Consider the following 19,670-nt stretch of genomic DNA (forward strand, 5'->3'; position numbering starts at 1 on the left):
CAAACCATGCGTCACCTTTGTGTGATCAGCGACAATCCGATGCCGCCCAGCACAAGAATGCCCGCAACCACCATCCGCGCGCTAATCGGCTCTCCCAGAAACAACGCGCCAAAGCCAACGGCAATTACGGGCACGCTCAGTTGTGCTGTGCCTGCGACGGGCGTCGCGAGTTTGGGCAAGATCTGATACCACAGCGCATAGCCCAGCCCGGACGTGAGCGCGCCCGCGGTCACGGCGGTAGCGATCCCCATCATCGGCACCGCGCCCATGTCCAGCAGCCCGATCGCCACCAGAGGCACACACAAAAGAAAATTGCTTGCCGTCGCGCCCAGCGGATCGGTTTCGCGGCGCCCAAGGAGCGTGTATGCCCCCCAGCCCACGGCGGCGGCAATCATCGCCGCAACGCTGACCAGCGGTGTCGGGCTGGATTGCGTGGGCCAGAGCAAGACACAAAGCCCGATGAGCGACAGCGTCACGCCCAGCCAGCGCAGCGGTGCGATCGGCTGCTTTTCAACGATGGCCCAGCCAAAGATAACAACCTGAAGCGCGCCAAACAGGATCAACGCGCCGAAGCCAGCATCTAGCCCCTGATAGGCCCATGAAAATCCGATCATATAGGTGGCCAAGCTCGCGGCTCCGGCAAGACGTTTGCGGGTGAATACGGTCGGGGCGGACTTGCTGCGCAGTGCAATCAACAGCCAAAGCATGCCCGCACCCGCAATTACCCTGATCGCGGCAAAGCCAAGCGGGTCCATGCCAAATCGCGCCACGCCTATACGGTTCAGTACCGAATTTGCGGCAAAAGCTGTCATCGTCAGCGTCACAAGCACAAATAGCCTCATTGTGTGAAGGCCGCCGGATAGACAAGCGTTTGCGCGGGCGCTTGGTCGATGCCTGCGACCAGCGTGTTTTTGATCGGGTAGGGGGATTGCAGGTTTTTGGCCAGTTCATGTGAAAACCCTGCGCGGGCATAGAAATCTGGGTTCCCCAAGACCACCACCGGGGTTTTGGTCAGCCGCGCCCATTCTGTCAGCACGCCAAGCATCCGTCTGCCATAGCCGCGCCCCTGCACATCGGAATGGATCGCCACAGGCGCCAGACACAGCCAGCCTTTGGGCTTCACCAGATATGACAGCGCGTAGTAGCCGATGATTCGCCCGCCCATCGGCAGGACCGTTTCGCCCGCAATGACGCGCGCCTTGCGGAGTTTGGCCACAAGCTGCGCTTCGGCAGGGCTGCCAAAAGATTGGGTCAACAGCGCATCAACCGCGGCTTCTTCGCCGTGCTTCATATCGCGCGCAAATTCGGGGGATTGGAACAGGTTCATCCGCGCGACGTTATCTGTGGCAAACGGTGGCGTCCAGCGCTGGCAAAATCTCATCGAGATTTTGTGACCAGAGTTTCGATGAAACTCTGGCGTGCAACGCAAAAAGGGCGGCCCCGGATGGGACCGCCCTTCAATTAGTTTTATGTGTTTGGCAAATAGACTTCATGGCTCTCGTCGTTTCTGGAGAAACGACTGCCGCCCTGCAGTCTGAGCCGAATTTCCTTGCGGAAATTCTGCTTACATCATGCCGCCCATGCCGCCCATGCCGCCCATGTCAGGCATGCCGCCACCGGCGCCTTCTTTGGATGGCTTGTCGGCAACCATTGCTTCGGTTGTGATCAGCAGGCCAGCCACAGATGCGGCGTCTTGCAACGCTGTGCGTACAACTTTGGCAGGGTCGATCACGCCGAATTTGAACATGTCGCCATATTCTTCGGTTTGTGCGTTAAAGCCGAAAGCCTTGTCGCTGCTTTCGCGGATCTTGCCCGCAACAACCGCACCGTCAACACCTGCGTTTTCAGCGATCTGGCGCAGTGGCGCTTCGATTGCTTTGCGGATGATCGCGATACCAACGTCTTGGTCAGAGTTCAGACCTGTCAGCCCGTCCAGTGCTTTGGCGGCTTGGATCAGCGCAACGCCACCACCGACAACAACGCCTTCTTGGACCGCAGCGCGTGTCGCGTTCAGCGCGTCATCAACGCGGTCTTTGCGTTCTTTGACTTCCACTTCGGACATGCCGCCGACACGGATAACAGCAACACCGCCAGCCAGTTTGGCAACGCGTTCTTGCAGTTTTTCACGGTCGTAGTCGGATGTTGTTTCTTCGATCTGGCCGCGGATCTGGTTGACCCGTGCTTCGATCTCGGCCTTGTCGCCTGCGCCGTCAACGATTGTTGTTTCGTCTTTGGTGATCGCAATGCGCTTGGCTGAACCCAGCATGTCGATTGTGACGTTCTCAAGCTTCATGCCCAGGTCTTCGGAAATCACTTGGCCGCCGGTCAGGATCGCGATGTCTTGCAACATGGCTTTGCGACGGTCGCCGAAACCAGGTGCCTTAACAGCCGCAATTTTCAGCCCGCCGCGCAGTTTGTTCACCACGAGAGTTGCCAGCGCTTCGCCTTCAACATCTTCCGCGATGATCAGCAAAGGCTTACCGGACTGGATCACAGATTCGAGAAGCGGAACCATTGGCTGCAGCGACGAAAGTTTCTTTTCGTGCAGCAGGATGATCGCGTCTTCCAGCTCGGTTGTCATTTTCTCTGTGTTGGTCACAAAGTAAGGGGACAGGTAACCGCGGTCGAACTGCATGCCTTCAACAACATCGGTTTCTGTTTCCAGACCTTTGTTTTCTTCGACGGTGATCACACCTTCGTTGCCAACGCGCTGCATGGCGTCCGCGATCTGACGACCGATTTCAGCTTCGCCGTTTGCTGAAATGGTCCCGACTTGGGCCACTTCGTCGCTGTCGTTGACTGGGCGTGCTGCGGCTTTGATCGCTTCAACAACTTTGGCTGTTGCCAGATCGATGCCGCGCTTGAGATCCATTGGGTTCATGCCCGCAGCAACTGATTTCATGCCTTCGCGAACGATGGCTTGGGCCAGAACTGTTGCGGTTGTTGTACCGTCACCAGCTTCGTCATTGGTCCGGGAAGCAACTTCCTTAACCATTTGTGCGCCCATGTTTTCGAACTTGTCTTCCAGTTCGATTTCTTTGGCAACCGATACACCGTCTTTGGTGATGCGCGGCGCGCCGAAAGATTTGTCCAAAACAACGTTACGGCCTTTTGGGCCAAGGGTGACTTTCACAGCGTCAGCCAGAATGTTCACACCCTTGAGCATTTTATTGCGGGCGTCTGTGCCGAACTTTACGTCTTTAGCAGCCATTTTCATGTGCTCCTTAAATTTCTAATTGCGTGACATGCGTAGGGTGGATCTTGATCCACCTGCGCCGGAATTACAGAATTCCGAGAATGTCGCTTTCTTTCATGATCAACAGGTCTTCGCCGTCGATCTTGACTTCTGTGCCGGACCATTTGCCAAACAGCACCTTGTCGCCTGCTTTCACAGCCATCGGGATCAGCTCACCGCTGTCTTTGCGCGCGCCTTCGCCAGTGCTTACAACTTCGCCTTCAGCGGGCTTTTCTTTTGCGCTGTCAGGAATGATCAAGCCGCCAACAGTCTTTTCGTCGCCTTCAATGCGACGAACGAGTACGCGGTCGTGAAGTGGTGTAAATGCCATTTCAGAACTTCTCCAGTTCGGGTTTCTCTTGTGTTAGCACTCAGCACGTCCGAGTGATAACGTATCGTAATTAGGCATGCAAAACCCCCGAGTCAACAGCGGCGAGGCGGTGACGATACATTTTTTGTGATTGCACGCTTGATAGCGCAAAGACGGGTCGTCAGCCGACGAGCGTCATCAGTCGCGCGGCTTGTCTTCGTCTTCGGACAAGATGCGCCATGCGTCCCCGTCTAGGTCTTCGTATTGCGCGCTGCGCAGGCTCCACAGGAAGGCGGCAAGCCCGAGCCCGCCAAGCACAAGCGACACCGGAATCAAGATGACCAGAATATTCATAGACGCCCCCGCAGTCGCAGCGCGTTCAATAGCACTGTAATTGATGATGTCGACATTGCAATCGCCGCCAAAAGCGGCGTGGCAAATCCCAAAAGCGCGACCGGAATGGCAATCGCGTTATAGCCCGCTGAAATCGCAAAGTTTTCGATGATCCGCCGTTTTGCCGCACGTGCAACCCTTGGCAATTCGATCAGCGGGAGCAAGCTGTCATTGAGCAGCACGATATCGGACGCCGCGCGCGATGCATCCGCCGCCGTGGCAGGCGATACGGATGCATAGGCCGCGGCCAGCGCGCCGGTATCGTTGAGCCCGTCTCCGACCATCAGCACCTTTGCGCCCGCATCCGACAGCCCGTTGATATAGGCAATTTTGGCGTCGGGTTTGGCATCTGCCTGCCACTGCGTGATCCCGAGCTGGCCTGCGATTTTGGCGGTTTCATCCGCGTCATCACCTGACACAAGATGCACATCCAGCCCCGCATCCTGCCATGCTTTGACCAATCCCGCTGCGCCTTCGCGCAGTTCTGATCGCAGGGAAATTTTTTGCGGCGCGGCTTCGCCGATTTGCAAATATGTGCCCGCCTTTGCGCCCAGCCATGCGCCAGACCCAAGCCGCACGGTTTGCCCGTTCCATGTAGCGCGCAGCCCGCGCCCTGACAGTTCTTCTTGCGCTGTGACCATCGCAGGGCTGACCCCTTGCAAGGATGCGGCGATGGCTTGGGCGATGGGGTGGCTTGAATCTTTGGTCAGCGCCAATGCGACCGCTTGCGCCTGCGCGTCAAGCGCGTCGCGCGCCGCGGCGGGCATGGTCAGCGTGCCGGTCTTGTCGAAAACAACGGTGTCGACCTCGGCCAGACGTTCAAGCGCGGTGCCGTCCTTGACCAATAGCCCCGCGCGAAACAGCCGCCCTGCGGCGGTGGTTGAAACCGCAGGCACCGCCAGCCCAAGCGCGCAAGGGCAGGTGATAATCAGCACCGCAACCGCGATATTGAGCGAGAGCCGCACATCGCCCGAAATTGCGACCCAAGCCATAAACGCGACCAGCGCCAGCAGATGCACCACAGGCGCATAGATTGCGGCGGCGCGGTCGGCGATGGCGGTATAGCGGTTGCGCACCGCTTCGGCCTGATCAACCATTGTGACCATCTTGCGCAATGTCGTATCAGCACCAACGGTGGTCGCGCGGATGGTCAGCGGTCCGGTCATATTGACCGCGCCTGCCGTGACGACCGTGTCGACATGCGCATCGGCCACGCGGCTTTCACCAGTCAACAAGGAACGGTCGATTTGGCTGCTGCCATCGGTCACAACCCCGTCAACCGGAATACGGCCACCGGGCAAAACCTGAATCAGATCGCCAATTTCAAGGGCCGCGAAATCCACCATTTCGCGCGCGCCATTGCGCAGGCGCATGACGCGTGGCACTTCAAGCGCGGAAAGCTGTGCTGCCGCGGATGCGGCGGCTTTGCGGCTGCGGTGATCAAGATAGCGCCCGATCAGCAAAAAGAACGTCAGCGACAAGGCCGCGTCAAAATAGGCCTGCGCGCCGCCGACGAATGTTTCAAACAGTGACATGCCCGCCGCCAGAATGATCGCCAGCGAAATCGGCACATCCATATTCAACCGCCGCACCGAAAGCGCGGACCAAGCGTTATGGAAAAACGGCTGCGCGGCATAGACCAGCGCGGGCAGCGCGATCATCGCGCTGATCATATGGAACAGATGTTGCGTGGCCCCGACCGCGCCCGACCAGACAGCAACGGACAACAGCATGACGTTCATCATCGCAAAGCCGGACACCGCGATCCGCGTCATCAATCCGGCGCCATAACTGTCGCTTTCGGCACCAAGCAGTGATGCATCCAGCGCGCGCGCCTCAAATCCGGCAAGTTCGAGCGTATCAATCAGCGCTTCGGTCGGGATCGGGGCATTCAGGCCGATAACCACCCGTTTCATCGACAGGTTCACCCGCGCATTGGCAACGCCGTCCATGCCACGCAAGGCCCGTTCAACCCCGTTGATACAGGCCACGCAGTGAATGGCCGGCAGCGCCAGCATCACTTCGCTGTTGCCGTTTGATGCGGCTTTTTCCAGCGTTGCTTCGGGCAGGCCGATACAGGCCGGACAGGCGGCGGCTTGGGTCATTTTGCGGTCAACTGTACCCGACGGCGAAACTGGGTGCCGTCTTCGGCCTCGAGCACGATGCGCAGGTTCCAATAGCCCGCGCCTGCATCGACATCGGCCCGCATCACGCCGTCAATGATCGTGAATTCCGGTGTCATGTCCTGCGCCACATTCGTGGCGCGGCCCAAGGTGGCGCTGATGATTTTGGGCGTCACGTGCGCACCTTGCGCGTCGGTGATCGCAAGCGACAATTGCGTATGTGTCAGTTGCGTGTCCAGCGTCCAACCCAGCGCATTTTGCGCCGCACGGTCGGCGTCAAAGCTTTGGCTGACGACATAGGAATTGCGGGTTTCCAGCCCGGGGAATGTTTTGACTGCATTATAGGCCAGCGTCAGGTTCACGGCGATAATTGTGCCAAACATCACAACCATAATCCCTAGCATGTGCCAGCCGGTAAATTCGCGCGTCATTGTGCTGCCCTTCCGTTAAAAATCGTATCTTTATAGGCGCGTTCGCCCGATGTCATGTCTTCGACCCAAAGCCGCAGGTCGGTCCGGTCAACGGTCGCAGCCGGATCGCTTGGCCGCGCGGATACATAGACCCGCTGCAGCAAGGTTTCATTGGCAGGCACGATGATCGTGCGCTCGGCTGTGCCTTCGAGTTCGATACGCAAGATTTCATCCGACACCAGTGACAGGTGAAACGTGCGGTCTTCGCCGTTTTTATTCAGCAGGCGCATATCATAGATATTGCGGATTGTCCCGTCAGAGAGGGTCACGAATGTCGGGTTGCGCACGGGCGACACCGTCATTTCGATGTCAGAGCGGATAAAGAGCGCAAAAACCAGACCGATCCCGATCAGCGCCCAAAGCGCCGTGTATATCACCGTGCGCAGGCGCAGCATGTGCTGCCAGACTTTCTTGGCGGGTTTGCCTTTTGATTCCGCTTCTTGGTCGGATAGCGCAAGATAGTCGATCAACCCGCGTGGTTTGCCGATCTTGGCCATGATGTCATCGCAGGCATCAATACAAAGCGCGCAAGTAATGCATTCCATCTGCTGGCCGTCACGGATGTCGATGCCTGCAGGGCAGACGTTCACGCAAGCCATGCAGTCGATACAGTCACCTGCATTGGCGTCGCGTTTCTTGCCGCGCGGCTCTCCGCGCCAGTCGCGGTAGGCAACGGTCAGGGTTTCGGGATCCATCATTGTGGCTTGGATGCGCGGCCAAGGGCACATGTAGTTGCAGACCTGTTCGCGCATGAACCCGCCAAAGATCATCGTTGTCGCAGCCAGCACCCCAATTGTGGCCCATGCGATTGATGGGGCCTCAAAGGTGACAAGTGCGACCGCAAGCGACGGCGCATCTGCAAAATAAAATACCCAAGCGCCGCCCGTTGCGACAGCGATCATAAACCACACCACCCATTTGATTATCCGAAGCCGCCATTTGCGCATATCCCATTTGGATTTCCACAGGCGCACACGCGCGTTGCGGTCGCCTTCGATCCAGCGTTCGACAAGGATAAACAGATCGGTCCAGACCGTTTGCGGGCAGGTGTAGCCACACCAGACCCGCCCCAGTGCCGAGGTGAACAAAAACAGCCCCAAGCCCGCCATGATCAGCAGACCCGCGACAAAATAGAATTCGTGCGACCAGATTTCGATCCAGAAGAAATAGAATCGGCGGTGTGCAAGATCGATCAATACGGCTTGGTCAGGCAGGTTCGGCCCGCGGTCCCATCTGATCCACGGTGTCAGGTAGTAAATTCCCAGCGTGACGGCCATCACCCACCATTTGAGCGTGCGATAATAACCTTTTACGCGCTTGGGAAAAATCGGTTCGCGCGCGGCATAAAGAGACTGCTGAGGTGTCGTTGACATGGGTTTTCCAATGAATTGGGTCTGTTCGCAGGGTCTCTTGTATGGCGTTTGCGAAATATATCCTTGATGTGGATCAAACACGAGCCTTGCGCCTGCGGTGGGGTGTCACAGCAACTGTGCGTCAACCGCGACTGATCTGTGCAAAGTGCTCTATCGCCAAAGCCTGTGATTGGGCGTAATGGTTTGCGCATGAAAATTATCCGTCTCGAAGATGCCCCCGCGTTGCCGGTCTGGCGCCGCCCTGCCGCCCTGCTGTTTTTGATGGCAATGGCCATGCCTGTCGCGTTTTCGACATGGCTTGCCTTGCTGAATAACTTTGTCATTGATGTCGCCGAATTTGACGGAAGCGACATCGGCTGGCTGCATACGGTGCGCGAAATTCCGGGGTTTCTGGCAATTGGCGTGATCGCGATTATCATGTTCATGCGCGAACAGGTCTTGGGCATGGTGGCGCTGACGATGCTGGGCGTGGCGACTGCGCTGACTGCGCAGTTCCCTACCATGGGCGGGATTCTCACGCTGACGATGCTGTCATCAATCGGGTTCCATTACTATGAAACGGTGAACCAGTCCTTGCAGCTGCAATGGATCGACAAGAAACGTGCGCCGCAAACGATTGGCTGGCTTATGGCGGCGGGATCGGGGGCAACGCTGGTTGCCTATATTCTGATTATTTCGACATGGCGCAGCTATGACCTGAGCTATAATTTTGTCTATATGGTGTCAGGCGGGTTTACGGCCATTGTCGCGCTGTTTTGCCTGTTCGCCTATCCACAGTTCGAAGCCCCGCACCCGCAATTGAAAACATTTGTGCTGCGCAAACGCTATTGGCTTTACTATGCGCTGCAATTCATGGCGGGCGCGCGGCGGCAGATTTTTGTCGTGTTTGCGGGCTTTATGATGGTCGAAAAATTCGGCTTCAAAGTGCATGAAATCACGGCGCTTTATACGATCAACCTCGTCGTCAATATTATTGTCGCGCCGCTGATGGGGAGGATCGTGCAGATCTTTGGTGAACGCCGTGCGCTATTGTTTGAATATGCGGGGTTGGTTGCGGTTTTTGTTGCTTATGGCGGGCTGTATTTCTTTGGCTGGGGGGTGGTTATTGCGGCCGCGCTCTATGTGATCGACCATATGCTGTTTGCACTGGCGCTAGCGCTGAAAACCTATTTCCAGAAAATCGCTGATCCGCAGGATATCGCGCCGACGGCGGCGGTGGCCTTTACAATTAACCATATCGCGGCGGTGTTTTTGCCGGCAGGGCTGGGATATTTGTGGCTGGTCTCGCCCGCAGCTGTGTTTATTGTGGCGGCATGTATGGCAGGCACGTCATTTGCGCTTGCGTTATTGATCCCGCGCCATCCCGGGGCCGGTCACGAAACCGTGTTTCAGGGTCGTCTTTTGGCGCCCGCAGAATAGATACCCAATAACCCCGCGATAAAGGAGACAGCCGATGTTTTTTGCCAACCGCGCCAAATCAGAAATGGTCGTACGCGATGCGGCCTTGCCCGGGCGCGCAACCGCGATGCCGATCTCGGCACCGCATTTCACCTTTGGCACGCCGCTTGTCACGGATGTTCCCGCGGGTATGGAGGCCGCCGTTTTTGGCATGGGTTGTTTTTGGGGTGTCGAGCGGCTGTTCTGGACGCTTGATGGCGTGATATCCACGATGGTTGGCTATGCTGCGGGCTATACGCCAAATCCGACCTACGAAGAGGTCTGCACCGGCAAAACCGGCCACAACGAAGTTGTCCGCGTTGTTTTTGACCCTGCAATCATCAGCTATGACCAGCTGCTGCAGGTGTTTTGGGAAAACCACGACCCGACACAAGGCATGCGCCAAGGCAATGACGCGGGCACACAGTATCGGTCCGGAATCTATGTTGCGACTGCTGCGCAGGAAGCCGCGGCAAAAGCGACCAAAGCCGTCTATGCTGCGCGTCTTGCACAGGCGGGGATTGGCGAAATCACAACCGAAATTTCTGCCGCCGGTGCGTTTTATTTTGCTGAAACCTACCACCAGCAATATCTGGCAAAGAACCCTGACGGCTATTGCGGGATCGGCGGCACAGGGGTGAGCTGCCCGATAGGCACCGGCGCCTAAGCATTGCTTGACGCGGCGGGGCACTGTGCCTAACTCGGGGGATTACCGGCAAAAGGGCTGCGGATATGACCACGTTTACGGCGTTAACTACGATCATGGGCGAAGACGCCGCCTATCAATTGTCCGAGGCGATCGAAGATCTGAACCCCGAACCCACCGGCGTTGGTGTGTTCGAGATCGAAGACGGGTCAGGCCTGTGGGAGGTCGCCGCCTATTTCCTTGAGGCACCCGACGCGGGCGCATTGGCGGTCTATTCGGCGCTTTTTAACGCCAAACCGTTCAACATTTCCGAAATCCCCGATCAGGACTGGGTGTCAAAGGTCCAGCGTGAACTGGCGCCTGTCGCAGCGGGCCGGTTTTTTGTCTATGGCAGCCATGATGCGGATAAGGTTCCTGCGGATAAGATCCCGCTGTTGATTGATGCGGCAATGGCCTTTGGCACAGGGCACCACGGAACAACCCTGGGTTGCTTGCAGGCGTTCGATTCGCTATGTCTGGCCGGATTTTCCGGCGGGCGTGTGGTGGATGTGGGCTGTGGAACCGCCGTTTTGGCGATGGCTGCCGCCAAGGTTATTCCGCAGGTCGTATTGGCCAGCGACATTGATCCCGTCGCCGTCGAAGTCGCCGCGGCAAATGTGGCAGCAAATGGGCTATCGGGACAGGTGGAGTGCGTGGTCGCCGCAGGATTTGATGCGCCTGAACTGGCGGCCGGCGCGCCTTACGATCTGATCTTTGCCAATATTCTAAAGGGGCCGCTGATCGGGCTTGCCCCTGCGATGGGGCGTAATGTTGCCGATGGCGGGCATGTGATTCTCTCGGGGATCCTGAATGAACAGGCCGAAGAAGTCATCGCGGTTTATGTCGAAAACGGGTTCAATCTGATCAAAAACAGTAGTATTGTTGAATGGACAACGTTAACACTAAGCAAGAAAATTCCAATTTGACGAATCATTAACGTGTTTCTTGTAATACGTATTGTTTCTGATCACGTTGGTTGCGAACCTATACGGAGTTAATCCGTGTAATTTTAGTTGGAGTTTAAGTATGGCACAGGCACATGTCCCGTTTGACAAGCGACTAAAGCGCATTGTGCGCCGTCATGAACGTATGGCCAATGGTGTTGTAAAGACCGTGACGGCGGACGGTTTGATTGTTGCGCGACCACGCGTCTATCGTCCGCGCTTTCCACTCAAAGGACTGTTGGCGCTTGTCGTCACCGGATTTCTGTTCAAGGGATTTCTTCTTGCCGCCCTTGGCGCCGAAGCCTATGCCGACCGTGTTGCAGGTTTGCGCGACGGGTCGTTCGTTGAAAAAGCAGGCGCATGGGTGATGCAGCCGGACGTTGCAACGATGCTGATTGCCGAACAAGTAAAGGTCATCATGCCTTAGCTGTTATCCGGATGGACAAAACGAAAAGGCCGCGCAAAACATGCGCGGCCTTTCGTGTTTGTAATCTGCGGTTCAGACTAGCGTGTTTTATGCGATGCAACGTCGTTAATATCGCCGAATGTCAGCCCGATATCGTCCAGCTCGCGTGCTGACAGTTTGGACAGGGACTTGCGTGTGATACGTGCGGCGTTCCACTGAACGACATTGTTCAGGGTTTGGTGGCAAAATGATGCAACCCGGCCTGCAAGGATGCTGGAGGTTGCAAGGTTCGTATGGACATTGGCCATGGGGCGTTCCTTGATTTCTTCTGCAATGCAGAAATGACTTGATGGGCCGCATCTAGGGGGGATTCGCGCGTAGCGGTAGCCCATTTTTTGCATAGCTCATATGAGTTTTCAGAATGCCTCATTTTTGTGCAGGGTGGCGCGCAGGCGCTTTGTTTTTAAGGAATTCCTAGCGCCCTGATTCAGCACAATATTTGCGGGCTTTTGGCAGGTCGCATGCAAAGATTGCTTACGCGTGCCGGAATGCTGCTTGGTTTTTGTTCGCGTTTTGTGCTAACCATTTTAGATAAAAATAACAATGAGGCGAGCAATGCGCGTTTTGGGAATCGATCCGGGCCTGCGGAATATGGGCTGGGGCGTGATCGAGGTCAGCGGATCAAGGCTGTCACATATCGCCAATGGCATCTGCCATTCAAAGGGCACGGACCTTGGCGACCGGCTTTTGTCGCTTCATATGCAGTTGACGGATGTGATCCATGCGTGGACCCCTGATGTTGCGGCAGTCGAACAGACGTTTGTGAACAAGGATGGCGTTGGCACGCTGAAACTCGGTCAGGCGCGCGGCATTGCGATGCTGGTGCCCGCGCAGGCAGGATTGGCGATTGGCGAATATGCCCCGAATGCTGTGAAAAAGGCCGTTGTCGGGGTGGGGCATGCCGAGAAACATCAGGTTGAACATATGGTAAAACTGCAATTGCCTGGCGTGAAGATTGCGGGCGCGGATGCGGCCGATGCGCTTGCGATTGCGATCTGTCATGCGCATCATCTGCAATCGGCGGGCACATTGGCCAAAGCATTGGCGAGGGCAGGGGCATGATTGGTAAAATCGCAGGACGACTGGAATACCGCAGTGCCGATCATGTGCTGATAGATGTGCGCGGCGTGGGCTATATTGTCTATGTATCGGACCGCGTGATGGCGTCGCTGCCCCGCAACGGCGAGGCTGTCGCGCTTTATACCGATCTGCTGGTGCGCGAAGATAATTTGCAATTGTTCGGCTTTACCACGTTGGTCGAAAAGGAATGGCATCGCTTGTTAATGTCGGTGCAGGGGATCGGTGCAAAGGCGTCACTGTCGATTTTGGGAACCTTGGGCGAAGACGGGGTCAGCCGCGCGATTGCGCTGGGCGACTGGAATGCCGTTGCCAAGGCCAAAGGGGTCGGCCCCAAGACCGCGCAAAAGGTGATTCTTGATCTGAAAGACAAGGCCCCAGGCGTGATGGCAATGGGCGGCACAGTTGCCGAAGCCTACGGCGACGAGGTGATCGAACCCGCGCAAGCAGCGCCTGTAAAACGCGCGCCTGCCAAAAAGGCGAACCCCGCGCAGGCCGAAACCCTGTCGGCGCTGGCCAATCTTGGCTATGGTCCGGGTGATGCGGCAAGCGCCGTGGCAGAGGCTGCAGGGGCCGATCCGGATGCGGATACATCGGCCCTGATCCGTGCGACCTTGAAGCTCTTGGCCCCGAAAGGGTAGGGGTATCACATGCATGAACCCGACCCGACATTGCGCCCCGCGCCCCAACCCGAAGACGCGGACCGCGCGCTGCGCCCGCAAACGCTTGATGAATTTATCGGGCAGGCGGATGCGCGTGCGAACCTGAAGGTGTTTATCGAAAGCGCCCGCCGCCGTGGCGAGGCAATGGACCACGCGCTGTTTCACGGCCCGCCCGGATTGGGCAAGACCACGCTTGCACAGATCATGGCGCGTGAACTGGGCGTGAATTTTCGCATGACTTCGGGGCCGGTTCTGGCGAAGGCGGGCGATCTGGCCGCGATTCTGACCAATCTTGAGGCCCGCGATGTGCTGTTCATTGACGAAATCCACCGGTTGAATCCTGCGGTCGAAGAGGTGCTATATCCCGCGCTCGAGGATTTCGAACTGGATTTGGTGATCGGCGAAGGCCCCGCTGCGCGCACGGTGCGGATTGAATTGCAGCCCTTTACACTTGTGGGCGCGACAACCCGCATGGGTCTGTTGACGACCCCGCTGCGCGACCGGTTCGGGATACCGACGCGGCTGGAGTTCTACACCGAAGATGAATTGCACCTGATCGTTACGCGCGGTGCGCGGTTGATGGGGGCGCCCGCGTCTGACGGCGGGGCGCGCGAAATTGCCCGCCGCGCCCGTGGCACCCCGCGCATCGCAGGGCGTTTGCTGCGCCGCGTCGTTGATTTTGCCATTGTCGAGGGTGACGGTACCGTGACCAAGGAAATCGCCGACCGCGCGCTGACCCGTCTGGGCGTTGATCATCTGGGGCTGGACAATGCCGATCGCCGCTATCTGCGCCTGATCGCTGAAAGCTATGGCGGTGGTCCGGTGGGCGTGGAAACCATGTCGGCGGCCCTGTCTGAAAGCCGTGACAGTCTGGAAGATGTGATTGAACCCTATCTGCTGCAAAAAGGGCTGATACAGCGGACACCGCGCGGGCGGATGCTTGCGCAGGCGGCATGGGCGCATTTGGGGCTGGCGGAACCAAAATCACGAGACGATTTATTTGGCTGAGTGGATTAGATCAAATTTCGCGAAATTTGATGGCCTCCGGCGGGAGTATTTGGAGCAAGATGATGTATGATGTCGCACCTTTGTTTACGCGCGCAGACGGGGAATATGTGTTTGCCCGCTGGGGCCGCCCGATTGTGCCAGTCGTCTTTGGCGTTGATGACGCGACTTTGGCCGTATTCAAAGGCGCGATCGAGGCTGTTGTGACCTTGGCGGGGCACAAGATGGACGAGACCGACATGGAGCTTGGCGCAAATCTGATGGTATTTTTCTGCCGCGATTGGGACGAGCTTTTGGCGGTGCCGCATCTTGATAAGATGTTACCTGAGCTTGGTGCTTTGGTCGGGCGCCTGAAGGCGGCGGAAGCAAACCAGTACCGGATTTTCCGCTTTGATGCGGCGGGGGCAATTCAGGCGGCTTTTGTGTTTATGCGCATGGATGAACAGTTGGCGCAGGCGCCTGCGGATACGCTTGCCCTGTCGCAGGCTGCGCAGGTGATCTTACTGTGGTCGGACAGGGCATTTGCCGAAGTGCCGCCATTGGCGATGATTGACGGCAATGTTGTGCTGCGCCCCGAGATTGGTGATGTGATCCGCGCCGCATATGATCCGGTATTGCCGGTTGCTGCCCGCGACGCCAGCCATGCTTTGCGGATCGGGGCGCGCATGCCATGACCCATGAATTTCCTGTACGTGTCTATTATGAAGACACCGATCTGGCGGGGATCGTCTATTATGCAAATTACCTGAAATTTATCGAACGCGCCCGATCCGAATGGGTCCGTGCTTTGGGCATTGATCAGGTCGCAATGAAAGCGGACGGCAGGGTGTTTGCCGTGCGCCGCGTTGAGGCGGATTATCTGTCGCCTGCGCATTTTGACGATAATTTGATCGTCCAGACCCGCGTTGCCCCTAGTTCCGGCGTCCGTCTTAAAGTCGTTCAGGATGTGAAACGCGGCGATACCACGCTGTTTTCTGCCGTTGTTACCATTATTTGTATGGATGCGGCGGGAAAACCCCAGCGTTTGCCTGCGCAAATGCGTGAAATCGGCGTTTAGCCACAGGTTTCGTTGATGTCATGCGGGTTTGATTGGCATTTCGTTTCGGCATGGGGTATGACTTTGCCCAATCAGAGCCCGAAATCGGGCCGTTAGGCAGAGCAGGCACAATGGAAGCAGCAACCGACTTCACAATGTGGGCGCTATTTGCGCGCGCAACAATTACCGTAAAAATCGTTATGATCTTGTTGATCGCGGCCTCCGTCTGGTGTTGGGCTGTGATTGTCGACAAGATCGTGCAATATCGCAAAGCCCGCGCCGAGGCGGATATTTTCGACCGGCAGTTCTGGTCGGGAGAGCCGCTTGACGCGCTGTTCGACCAGATTGGCGCGGAACCGCAAGGTCCGAGCGAGAAGATTTTTGCCGCCGGTATGTTAGAGTGGCGCCGGTCGCATCGTCAGGACGGCGGGCTGATTGCAGGGGCGACTGCCCGCATTGACCGGTCCATGGATGTCGCTATCGCCAAAGAAGCTGCGCGCCTGCAAAAGGGTCTGCCTGTTTTGGCCACGGTTGGATCAACTGCGCCGTTTGTTGGCCTTTTCGGGACCGTTTGGGGCATCATGAACGCCTTTATCGAAATCGCAGAGGCGCAAAATACCAACCTTGCCGTCGTTGCCCCCGGTATCGCCGAGGCGCTGCTTGCCACTGGGCTGGGCCTTTTGGCCGCGATTCCGGCGGTGATATTCTATAACAAGCTTTCGGCTGATAGTGACCACATCATTGCAGGCTACGAGGCATTTGCGGATGAGTTCGCGACGATCCTTAGCCGCCAGTTGGATAGCTGATCATGGGCGCAGGTGTAATGAAATCAGGCGGTGGCAGCGGACGACGCAGACGCCGCCGCAGCGGCGGGGCCAAACCGATGGCCGAAATCAACATCACCCCGTTTGTGGATGTGATGCTGGTGCTTTTGATCATCTTTATGGTGGCTGCCCCGCTGATGACCGTCGGCGTACCTGTTGATCTGCCCAAAACCGCCGCTGACGCGCTGCCCGGTGATGACGAAGAGCCGCTGACAGTCACGATAACCGCCGACGGCGTCGTGATGATCCAGGAGACCGAAACCGCGCCTGACGAATTGGTTGCGAAATTGCAGGCGATTGCGGCCGAGCGCACCAGCGACCGGATCTTCTTGCGCGCGGATGGTGCAAACCAGTGGAATGCTGTCGCCGAAATTATGGGCGCCTTGAACGCAGGCGGGTTTTCCAACATTGGCCTTGTGACCGATGTGGGTGGCCCGTCCTTTGCGGGGTCGGACGGTTAAGCGATGCAAACGCCGGGCACGTATATCTCTGCCACAGGCCACATTCTATTGATTGGCTGGCTGTTCTTTGGCTGGGGGTTTGATGCGGACCCGCTGGAATTTGACGCGATGGACGTGTCGGTGATCAGCGGCGAAGCCTTTGAGGAAATGTTGGCCGCCCGGACACCGGTTCCGGGGGATGCAAGTCCGACTGCGCCAATGCTGCCCGAAATCGTTGACACCCCGCCGCCGTTGCCCCCCGTCGCAAGCCCGGTTGCTCCCGCGCTGCCGCCTGAAACGGTTGACCAACCGGATGTAGAGCTGCCGCCACCCGCTGCGCCCGCACCTTTGGTGACCGAAGCCGAACCGACGCCGCCCGAGGCACCGGATACACCTGACGCCCCGCCGCCTTCGCCCAATGTTGATATCAATGCGCCGCCCGCACCGACACAGGCCGACCGCGTGGCATCCACGCCGACCGCACCGCCGCCCCCCGATGCGCAGGTTGATGATATCGTGCGCGAAGAAGTCGTGCCCGATGCAACCACCACGGCCGAAGTGGTGACCGAAGAAACAACGCCAACGGCGCCCGAAGAGACCGCGACCGAAATCGCCATTGAAAACGTAAAACCCTCTGGTCTGGTCGACACATCCTTGCGTCCGGTTTCGCGGCCCAGCCGTCCGACCCCGCCCGCGCCAGAGCCCGCAACGCCGACCCAAACGGCAGAGACACCAGCCGCACCAGAGCCCCCGAGCGACGATGCAGTTGAAGCAGCGCTTGCGGCGGCTTTGGCCGTTGAAACGCCGGCAGCGCCCGCAACCGCGGCTGCACCCGCAGTTGCCGCTGGCCCGCCAATGACCGGTGCCGAGCGCGACAGCTTCCGCTTGTCGGTGAACCGCTGCTGGAACGTCGACCCGGGATCGGTGGCATCGCGGGTGACTGTCGAAGTCGCGTTCGAGTTGGACCGCAACGGTCAGGTAATCGGCCAGCCCCGCCTTGTCAGTTCCGACGGCGACCAAAGTGCGGTGAACATCGCGTTTGAGGCCGCACGCCGCGCAATCTTGCGGTGCCAATCGGGTGGCTATCCGCTGCCTGCGGACAAATACGAACAATGGAAAGATGTCGTTTTCACCTTTGATCCCAGTGGAATGCGGCTACGGTAAAAAGAACACGCGCAGGTGAGGTGAAATGGTTTCACCGATCTGCTATGAAGAACAAGAGAGACGCAGATTAGGGGTAACCTGACGATGCGAAATGAGGCGTAGAAGATGAAAAAATTTCTGACACTTTTTATAGCGCTGATATTGGCCGGGCCAGTCGCTGCGCAAAACGGGCCGCTGCGGCTGACCATTACCGATGGTGTGATCGAGCCAATCACATTCGCGGCGCCTGTGTTCGAGGCCGAAAACGCCGAAGCCGTGCAGGTTGTCAATAACCTCAACCGTCTTGTCGCGCAGGATCTTGCGGGCACGGGCTTGTTTCGCGAAATTCCCGCGAACGCATATATTTCGCAGATCAGCTCTTTTGCGCAGCCGATTGCCTTTGCCGATTGGCGCGCAATCAATGCGCAGGCCTTGATCACAGGCGCTGTCGCGGTAAGCGGCAACCAGATGACGGTGAAATTCCGGCTCTATGATATCTATTCCGGCCAGGAACTGGGCGGTGGGCTCCAGCTTGCCGGCACCACTGCAGGCTGGCGGCGCATGGGCCATAAGGTTGCCGATGCGGTCTATAGCAGGATTACGGGCGAAGGCGGCTATTTCGACAGCCGCGTTGTATTTGTCGCGGAAAGCGGCCCCAAGGATAACCGCCAGATGCGGCTTGCGGTGATGGATTTTGACGGTGAGAACACCCAATATCTGACCGACAGCAGCACGATCGTTCTTGCGCCGCGGTTTTCGCCCAGCGGTGACCGGATCCTTTACACAACCTACGAAAGCGGTTTTCCACGGATCAATCTGCTGAATGTATCGAATGTCGGACGCCAGCAATTGCAGACCGCACCTGGTGAAATGGCGTTCAGTCCGCGGTTTTCGCGCGATGGCGGTTCGGTGATCTATAGCCTGTCCACTGGCGGGAACACAGATATCTACCGTTCAGATCTGGCAACAGGCCAATTTACGCGGCTGACCTCGGCCCCGTCGATCGAAACCGCACCCAGCCTGTCGCCCGACGGTTCGCAGATCGTGTTTGAAAGCGACCGTTCCGGCACGCAGCAGTTGTATATCATGTCCGCAAATGGCGGCGATGCACGGCGCATTTCCTTTGGCGAAGGGCGCTACTCCACCCCTGTCTGGTCGCCACGCGGTGATCTGGTGGCCTTTACCAAACAAAACGCGGGCCGGTTTCATATTGGCGTGATGCGCACCGACGGTTCCGAAGAGCGCCTGTTGACCGCGTCATTTCTTGACGAAGGCCCGACATGGTCACCCAACGGGCGTGTGATCATGTTCAGCCGTGAAACCCAAGGCGAGGCAGGCACATCGGCGCTGTATTCGATTGATATTTCGGGCCGCAATCTAAAGGCTGTTGCAGTGGCAGGGGCGGCTTCCGACCCGTCGTGGGGGCCGTTGCAACCGTGACATATGTGACATTCCCAGAACCGATCAGCCATGCTATGCTGGCGCAAACGAGCAGATAAAAACAGGATTGAATCTATGAACATGATGACAAAAGCGACAATGCTGCTTTTGGTATTGGGCACCGCAGCCTGTACCAACCCCAACCGTTTGGGCGGTGCCGCAGGCGCGGGGGCCGGCGGTGCGGGCGCAGGTGCCGGTTTTGACGGCGGTCTTGCCGGCTCGGCCAGCGATCCGACCAGCCCAGCCTATTTCAGCCAGGCCATTGGCGACCGCGTGTTGTTTGCGGTTGATACGTCAACCCTGACCCCCGAAGGTCAGCGCATTCTGGACGGCCAAGCCCAATGGTTGCTGACCAATGCCGATTACCGCGCCGTTGTCGAAGGCCATGCGGACGAACAAGGCACCCGTGAATACAACCTCGCGCTTGGTGCGCGCCGCGCAAATGCGGTACGCGAATATCTGGTGTCACGCGGTGTGCAATCATCACGTCTTGAGGTGATCAGCTATGGTAAATTGCGGCCGATTGAAGTTTGTTCGAACGAGGCATGCTATGCCCAAAACCGCCGCGCAGTGACCGTGCTGTCGTTCTCTGCAATCACGAGCTAAT

At 57.7% G+C, this 19,670-nt stretch carries 23 protein-coding genes; 14 read left to right on the top strand and 9 right to left on the bottom strand.

What is annotated here, in order from left to right:
• Positions 1-11 precede the first annotated feature (11 nt).
• From BM320_RS01485 to ccoG, 8 genes are all read right to left on the bottom strand, one after another.
• Complete coding sequence (locus tag BM320_RS01485) at positions 12-842, bottom strand: DMT family transporter (protein WP_090195536.1); 831 nt, start codon at positions 840-842, stop codon at positions 12-14.
• Positions 839-1,381, bottom strand: coding sequence for a GNAT family N-acetyltransferase (locus BM320_RS01490; protein ID WP_242650929.1), 543 nt, complete (start codon positions 1,379-1,381; stop codon positions 839-841). Before BM320_RS01490 ends, BM320_RS01485 begins: the two co-directional genes overlap by 4 nt.
• Positions 1,382-1,564: 183 nt before the next feature.
• Positions 1,565-3,211, bottom strand: coding sequence for a chaperonin GroEL (gene groL / locus BM320_RS01495; RefSeq protein ID WP_090200225.1), 1,647 nt, complete (start codon positions 3,209-3,211; stop codon positions 1,565-1,567).
• A 70-nt stretch (positions 3,212-3,281) separates the two neighbouring features.
• On the bottom strand, positions 3,282-3,566 hold the full coding sequence (locus BM320_RS01500; RefSeq protein ID WP_090195539.1) for a co-chaperone GroES: 285 nt from the start codon (positions 3,564-3,566) through the stop codon (positions 3,282-3,284).
• A gap of 177 nt (positions 3,567-3,743) precedes the next feature.
• Positions 3,744-3,899: a cbb3-type cytochrome oxidase assembly protein CcoS gene (gene ccoS, locus BM320_RS01505; protein ID WP_090195541.1), complete on the bottom strand. Its 156-nt coding sequence runs from the start codon at positions 3,897-3,899 to the stop codon at positions 3,744-3,746.
• On the bottom strand, positions 3,896-6,043 hold the full coding sequence (locus BM320_RS01510) for a heavy metal translocating P-type ATPase (RefSeq protein WP_090195543.1): 2,148 nt from the start codon (positions 6,041-6,043) through the stop codon (positions 3,896-3,898). Before BM320_RS01510 ends, ccoS begins: the two co-directional genes overlap by 4 nt.
• On the bottom strand, positions 6,040-6,492 hold the full coding sequence (locus BM320_RS01515; RefSeq protein WP_090195546.1) for a FixH family protein: 453 nt from the start codon (positions 6,490-6,492) through the stop codon (positions 6,040-6,042). The genes BM320_RS01510 and BM320_RS01515 overlap by 4 nt, the downstream gene beginning before the upstream one ends.
• Positions 6,489-7,904, bottom strand: coding sequence for a cytochrome c oxidase accessory protein CcoG (ccoG, locus tag BM320_RS01520; protein WP_090195549.1), 1,416 nt, complete (start codon positions 7,902-7,904; stop codon positions 6,489-6,491). Before ccoG ends, BM320_RS01515 begins: the two co-directional genes overlap by 4 nt.
• 189 nt (positions 7,905-8,093) lie before the next feature.
• On the opposite strand from ccoG, the gene BM320_RS01525 reads away from it, so the two are divergent.
• From BM320_RS01525 to BM320_RS01540, 4 genes are all read left to right on the top strand, one after another.
• Positions 8,094-9,323, top strand: a complete 1,230-nt coding sequence (locus BM320_RS01525; protein WP_090195551.1) for an MFS transporter — start codon at positions 8,094-8,096, stop codon at positions 9,321-9,323.
• A gap of 34 nt (positions 9,324-9,357) precedes the next feature.
• Positions 9,358-10,008, top strand: coding sequence for a peptide-methionine (S)-S-oxide reductase MsrA (gene msrA, locus BM320_RS01530; RefSeq protein WP_090195553.1), 651 nt, complete (start codon positions 9,358-9,360; stop codon positions 10,006-10,008).
• A 65-nt stretch (positions 10,009-10,073) separates the two neighbouring features.
• Positions 10,074-10,952 (top strand): 50S ribosomal protein L11 methyltransferase, encoded by an 879-nt coding sequence (locus tag BM320_RS01535; protein WP_090195556.1) that lies wholly within the window; start codon positions 10,074-10,076, stop codon positions 10,950-10,952.
• A gap of 100 nt (positions 10,953-11,052) precedes the next feature.
• The gene (locus tag BM320_RS01540) at positions 11,053-11,397 is read left to right on the top strand and encodes a hypothetical protein (protein WP_090195558.1); all 345 of its coding nucleotides are present in this window, start codon (positions 11,053-11,055) and stop codon (positions 11,395-11,397) included.
• A gap of 77 nt (positions 11,398-11,474) precedes the next feature.
• On the opposite strand, the gene BM320_RS01545 is transcribed toward BM320_RS01540, so the two are convergent.
• A complete protein-coding gene (locus BM320_RS01545) occupies positions 11,475-11,684 on the bottom strand; it encodes a DUF1127 domain-containing protein (RefSeq protein ID WP_090200227.1) in 210 nt (69 codons plus the stop codon).
• A 307-nt stretch (positions 11,685-11,991) separates the two neighbouring features.
• Between BM320_RS01545 and ruvC the strand changes: the two genes are divergently transcribed.
• The 10 genes from ruvC to pal all read left to right on the top strand — a co-directional run bounded on the left by ruvC (position 11,992) and on the right by pal (position 19,669).
• On the top strand, positions 11,992-12,498 hold the full coding sequence (gene ruvC, locus BM320_RS01550; RefSeq protein ID WP_090195561.1) for a crossover junction endodeoxyribonuclease RuvC: 507 nt from the start codon (positions 11,992-11,994) through the stop codon (positions 12,496-12,498).
• Positions 12,495-13,154, top strand: coding sequence for a Holliday junction branch migration protein RuvA (gene ruvA / locus BM320_RS01555; RefSeq protein WP_090195564.1), 660 nt, complete (start codon positions 12,495-12,497; stop codon positions 13,152-13,154). Before ruvC ends, ruvA begins: the two co-directional genes overlap by 4 nt.
• A gap of 9 nt (positions 13,155-13,163) precedes the next feature.
• Positions 13,164-14,183, top strand: coding sequence for a Holliday junction branch migration DNA helicase RuvB (ruvB, locus tag BM320_RS01560; protein ID WP_090195567.1), 1,020 nt, complete (start codon positions 13,164-13,166; stop codon positions 14,181-14,183).
• 62 nt (positions 14,184-14,245) lie between these two features.
• Positions 14,246-14,854 (top strand): hypothetical protein, encoded by a 609-nt coding sequence (locus BM320_RS01565; protein WP_090195570.1) that lies wholly within the window; start codon positions 14,246-14,248, stop codon positions 14,852-14,854.
• Complete coding sequence (ybgC, locus tag BM320_RS01570) at positions 14,851-15,237, top strand: tol-pal system-associated acyl-CoA thioesterase (protein ID WP_090195573.1); 387 nt, start codon at positions 14,851-14,853, stop codon at positions 15,235-15,237. Before BM320_RS01565 ends, ybgC begins: the two co-directional genes overlap by 4 nt.
• 110 nt (positions 15,238-15,347) lie before the next feature.
• Positions 15,348-16,022 (top strand): protein TolQ, encoded by a 675-nt coding sequence (gene tolQ / locus BM320_RS01575; protein WP_207496883.1) that lies wholly within the window; start codon positions 15,348-15,350, stop codon positions 16,020-16,022.
• Between the two features lie 2 nt (positions 16,023-16,024).
• Positions 16,025-16,501 (top strand): ExbD/TolR family protein, encoded by a 477-nt coding sequence (locus tag BM320_RS01580; RefSeq protein WP_090195577.1) that lies wholly within the window; start codon positions 16,025-16,027, stop codon positions 16,499-16,501.
• A 3-nt stretch (positions 16,502-16,504) separates the two neighbouring features.
• On the top strand, positions 16,505-17,644 hold the full coding sequence (tolA, locus tag BM320_RS01585) for a cell envelope integrity protein TolA (protein ID WP_090195580.1): 1,140 nt from the start codon (positions 16,505-16,507) through the stop codon (positions 17,642-17,644).
• Positions 17,645-17,749: 105 nt separating this feature from the next.
• Positions 17,750-19,063 carry a Tol-Pal system beta propeller repeat protein TolB gene (gene tolB, locus BM320_RS01590; RefSeq protein ID WP_090195583.1) on the top strand — a complete coding sequence of 438 codons (1,314 nt, stop codon included), beginning with the start codon at positions 17,750-17,752 and terminating at the stop codon, positions 19,061-19,063.
• 75 nt (positions 19,064-19,138) lie between these two features.
• Positions 19,139-19,669: a peptidoglycan-associated lipoprotein Pal gene (pal, locus tag BM320_RS01595; protein ID WP_090195586.1), complete on the top strand. Its 531-nt coding sequence runs from the start codon at positions 19,139-19,141 to the stop codon at positions 19,667-19,669.
• Position 19,670: the final 1 nt, after the last annotated feature.

The sequence above is a fragment of the Yoonia tamlensis genome, assembly GCF_900115105.1.
In the GTDB taxonomy this organism is placed as follows: domain Bacteria; phylum Pseudomonadota; class Alphaproteobacteria; order Rhodobacterales; family Rhodobacteraceae; genus Yoonia; species Yoonia tamlensis.